Raw genomic sequence first — 3,637 nt, forward strand, 5'->3', positions numbered from 1 at the left:
GGTGGATGAATGCGCCGTTCATGGACGTTGGCCGGGACAGCCTGTGCATGACGCCGAGCTCCAGGACGAGGTCGAGGCCCATTCTGGCCGGCACCCGGACGCTGAGATCGTGCTGTCCCAACCCGGGACCGCTCAGGCGCTTGGCACGGGATGAGCCCGCGTCCAGTCGTCGACGTGGAACGGCCACTTGTCAGGCGTGACCGTGAAGGCGTGTGCGGCCACCTCGCCGGGCAGCGGTCCGTCGGTCAGGCCGAGCCGGTCGCGGTAGTCCTTCAAGAACGCGCGGGCGACCTCGTCAGCGACGAGTGAGGGCGCGTAGTCGGCCAGGCCCGCGATGCTGCTGAGGCGCAGTTCGTAGCCGAGCGCGTCCGACACGTCCGCGATCACGGCCCGGACGGGGTCCGAGACGGCGACCTGGACGACCGTGCTGAACAGCGAGCCGGTCGACGTGACGCGCTGCGCCGAGCCCACGACCTTGGCCACCCCGCCCACATTGATGCTGTACTCGCCGGGGCAGTACTCGCCGTCCACCTCGCCGACGCGGGCGTCGACGTCGCCGAGTCCACGTAGGACGCGCGCGTGGGCCGAGGCGTTGGCGGCGAAGGTCGCGCTGCCCGCGTGCCGGATGCCGGTGGTGCGGTCCAGGTGGTCGATCACGACGGCGCCGCTGTCGTAGGCCACCATCCGGCCGCCTGGCGAGCGCACGACGGTCTCGAACCCGGCGGCTCGGGCGATCTCGGTGGCCTTGGTGATGCCGGGCGAGCGCAGGTCCCGGCCGCTGAACGCGACGGTGGGGCTGGTGGGCACGTAGATGTGGACGAGCTCGGTCCACGTCGCGTGGGGCGCGCGCAGCAGCAGTGCCGGGATCACCAGATCGGTCACGGCGGACGCGGTGCTTCCGGACACCAGCAGCCGGTCGAGGTTCTTCACGCCGTGATTCTCGCCTGTAACCACCGTTGTCGACATCTCGTTGCAGAACGCGCACATTCCGCGCGCGAGCCGGGGACATCGCCGCTGCAGGCTCGAACCCGTGGCAGCGATCCGTGGAATCCTCGCAGTGCTCGTCCTCGCGACAGCGGCGTGCTCGACCGCGCCCGAGCCGGACCCCGTGCCCGGTCCGGCGAGCACGTCGCAGGTGCGTGTCCAGGGCGACGGCAGCATCCCGGAGAACGGCAGCATCTCGTTGGACGACGACGAGCACGCCGCCATCGCGAACCTCGACCCGGCGTTGCTCAAGGCGATGCGCGAGGCCGCGAAGGATGCCAGGACGCGCAACATCGAGCTGCGGGTGACGTCGGGCTGGCGCAGCAAGGAGTACCAGCAGCGGCTGTTCGACGAGGCCGTCACGCGGTACGCCAGCGAGAAGGAAGCGCGGAAGTGGGTGCAGCCGCCGGACAGGTCGAACCACGTCACGGGCAAGGCGATCGACATCGGCCCGACCAACGCCGACGACTGGCTGATCCAGCACGGCGCGGACTACGGGCTGTGTCAGAAGTACGCCAACGAGATGTGGCACTTCGAGCTGCTGACGACGCCTGGCGGCCAGTGCCCCCAGCCGGTCGGCGAGACGGACTGACGGGCCGCGCGGAACCTGACACACTGGAGTGGACCACAGGGTCGTCTGCTCCTGCTTCGGTGACCGGGAGAGGTTCGCCTCCCCGTTGCGCCGTGGAGGTCCAGGCGTTCCTTCTTCGCCGTGCGAAGGAGAGTGCGCGCATGCTCAGTCCGCGTGAGTACGAAGTCCTGCGAGAGCTCGCCGAGGACCGGACCGACCGCCAGATCGCGACCAGGCTGGGGATCAGCGAACGCACCGTTCGCGCCCACGTCAGCCAGATCATCCACAAGCTCGGCGTCGCGTCCAGGGTGGGCGCGGCGGTGGCGTTCTGGCGGAACCGCCAATAGCGACGCGCCCGCCGCCCCGCGAAGCTTGACGTGGGTCGGAGAGCTGGGGGCGCCGATCAGCCGGGTCGGCTCTGCCACGGGGGAGCAGAGCCGGCCCGCGCCAGTTGGACACGTTCGGGGGCTCGGCGACATAGCCTGGTGGCGTGTTGATCGGCGTGAACGTCCCGAACTTCGGCCCCGGCACCAGTCCGGCCGTGCTGCGCGACTGGGCGCGCACGGTGGAGGGCCTGGGGTTCGACCTGCTGATGATGTCGGACCACGTGGTGGTCACGCCGGACGTGGCCGAGCAGTACCCGCTGCCGTTCTACGAGCCGTTCACCACGCTGGCGTGGCTCGCCGGGGTCACCGAGCGGGTCACCCTCGGCACCACCGTGCTGATCGCGGCGTACCGGCATCCGTTGCTGGTGGCGCGGATGGCGGCGAACCTCCACGACCTCAGCGGCGGGCGGTTCGTCCTCGGCGTCGGGGTCGGGTGGGCGCGGCAGGAGTTCGACGCGCTCGGGGTTCCGTTCGAGCGCAGGGGAAAGCTCGCCGACGAGCTGATCACGACGGTGCGCGAGGCGTGGGTGGACGAGGGCTGTCGGGCGGGGCATGTGCCGATCTGGGTCGGTGGGCACAGCGAGGGGGCGCTGCGGCGCGTGGCTCGGCTCGCGGACGCCTGGCACCCGCTGCGGCAGACGCCGCAGGCGTGGCGGGAGTCGTTGCACAGGCTGAAAGCACGAGTCGCCGAGGAGGACCGGCGGATGCCGCAGCTGGCGCCGCGCATCATCCTGAAGCTCACCGACCAGGCGCCGGAGAACCGCAGGCTCGGCGAGGGCACGATCGAGCAGGTCGTCGCCGATTTGCGGCAGTTGCGAGAAGACGGTGCCCACGCCGTGGTGCTCGACCCGTTCGAAGGCGATCCGGAGGAGACGCGGCATCCGGAAGTCGCCTGGCATGCGCTGGCCGCGGTGCGGAAGGAGTTCCGGTGAACGAGGCACACCTGCGGCGGGCGATCGAGCTGGCGGGCGAGGCGCGGGAGAGCGGTAACCCGCCGTTCGGGTCGTTGCTGGCCGGGCCGGACGGAACGGTGCTCGCCGAGGAGCGCAACTCCTGCTTGACGGACAACGACATCACGGCCCACCCCGAGCTCAAGCTGGCGAGGTGGGCCGCGCAGAACCTCGACGCGGACACCGCCGCCGGCACCACGATGTACACGAGCTGCGAGCCGTGCGGCATGTGCGGGGGAGCGTTGGCGCGGTCGGGGATCGGGCACGTGGTGTTCGCGCTCGCGACCAGCCAGCTCAACGGGCTGAAGACCACGGGCGGGTTCACCGACGTGCCCACCGACGGACCGCACCTCTACGACGAGGCGAAGGTGCCGGTCGAGGGCTACTACCCCTAGAGCCGCACGAGCATCTTGCCCGTGTTGTCGCCGCGCAGCACACCGAGGAACGCCGGGACGACGTTGGCGAAACCGTCCACAACGGTCTCGTCAACGGTCACGGAGCCGTTCTGGATGTGCGGCACCAGAAAGCGCTCGAACCGCGAGCGTGCGTCCAGGTGCTCGCGGACCAGGAAACCCTCCACGCGCAGGGTCTTGAACATCACCTCGGCCAGGTTGTGAGGCGCCGCCGGGGGAGCTGAGCTGTACTGGGCGATCGCGCCCGACCAGGCGACCCTCCCGTGTGGACGCAACGAGGAGATCGCCGCCGCGAGGTGATCACCGCCGACGTTGTCCAGGTAGACGTCGATG

5 protein-coding genes and 1 pseudogene are annotated in these 3,637 nt (G+C 70.3%); 4 read left to right on the forward strand and 2 right to left on the reverse strand.

The window, feature by feature from the left end; genetic code table 11:
- Positions 1–132: 132 nt before the first annotated feature.
- A complete protein-coding gene (locus ABZX92_RS45405; protein WP_355572313.1) occupies positions 133–930 on the reverse strand; it encodes a hypothetical protein in 798 nt (265 codons plus the stop codon).
- 100 nt (positions 931–1,030) lie between these two features.
- On the opposite strand from ABZX92_RS45405, the gene ABZX92_RS45410 reads away from it, so the two are divergent.
- The 4 genes from ABZX92_RS45410 to ABZX92_RS45425 all read left to right on the forward strand — a co-directional run bounded on the left by ABZX92_RS45410 (position 1,031) and on the right by ABZX92_RS45425 (position 3,286).
- Positions 1,031–1,576: a M15 family metallopeptidase gene (locus tag ABZX92_RS45410; RefSeq protein ID WP_355572314.1), complete on the forward strand. Its 546-nt coding sequence runs from the start codon at positions 1,031–1,033 to the stop codon at positions 1,574–1,576.
- A 140-nt stretch (positions 1,577–1,716) separates the two neighbouring features.
- The gene (locus tag ABZX92_RS45415) at positions 1,717–1,902 is read left to right on the forward strand and encodes a LuxR C-terminal-related transcriptional regulator (protein WP_045312646.1); all 186 of its coding nucleotides are present in this window, start codon (positions 1,717–1,719) and stop codon (positions 1,900–1,902) included.
- 143 nt (positions 1,903–2,045) lie between these two features.
- Positions 2,046–2,873, forward strand: a complete 828-nt coding sequence (locus ABZX92_RS45420; protein WP_355572317.1) for an LLM class flavin-dependent oxidoreductase — start codon at positions 2,046–2,048, stop codon at positions 2,871–2,873.
- Positions 2,870–3,286: a nucleoside deaminase gene (locus tag ABZX92_RS45425; RefSeq protein WP_355572318.1), complete on the forward strand. Its 417-nt coding sequence runs from the start codon at positions 2,870–2,872 to the stop codon at positions 3,284–3,286. Before ABZX92_RS45420 ends, ABZX92_RS45425 begins: the two co-directional genes overlap by 4 nt.
- On the opposite strand, the pseudogene ABZX92_RS45430 reads toward ABZX92_RS45425, so the two are convergent.
- A pseudogene (locus tag ABZX92_RS45430) lies at positions 3,283–3,637 on the reverse strand (NADP-dependent oxidoreductase); the annotation flags it as partial. The gene ABZX92_RS45425 and the pseudogene ABZX92_RS45430 sit on opposite strands and share 4 nt — an antisense overlap.

The sequence above is a fragment of the Lentzea sp. NPDC006480 genome (assembly GCF_040611995.1).
Taxonomy (GTDB): Bacteria; Actinomycetota; Actinomycetes; order Mycobacteriales; family Pseudonocardiaceae; genus Lentzea.

Coding starts and splice junctions, on each gene's coding strand:
- ABZX92_RS45415 (WP_045312646.1), top strand. CDS start 1,717: ATGCTCAGTCCGCGTGAGTACGAAGTCCTGCGAGAGCTCGCCGAGGAC.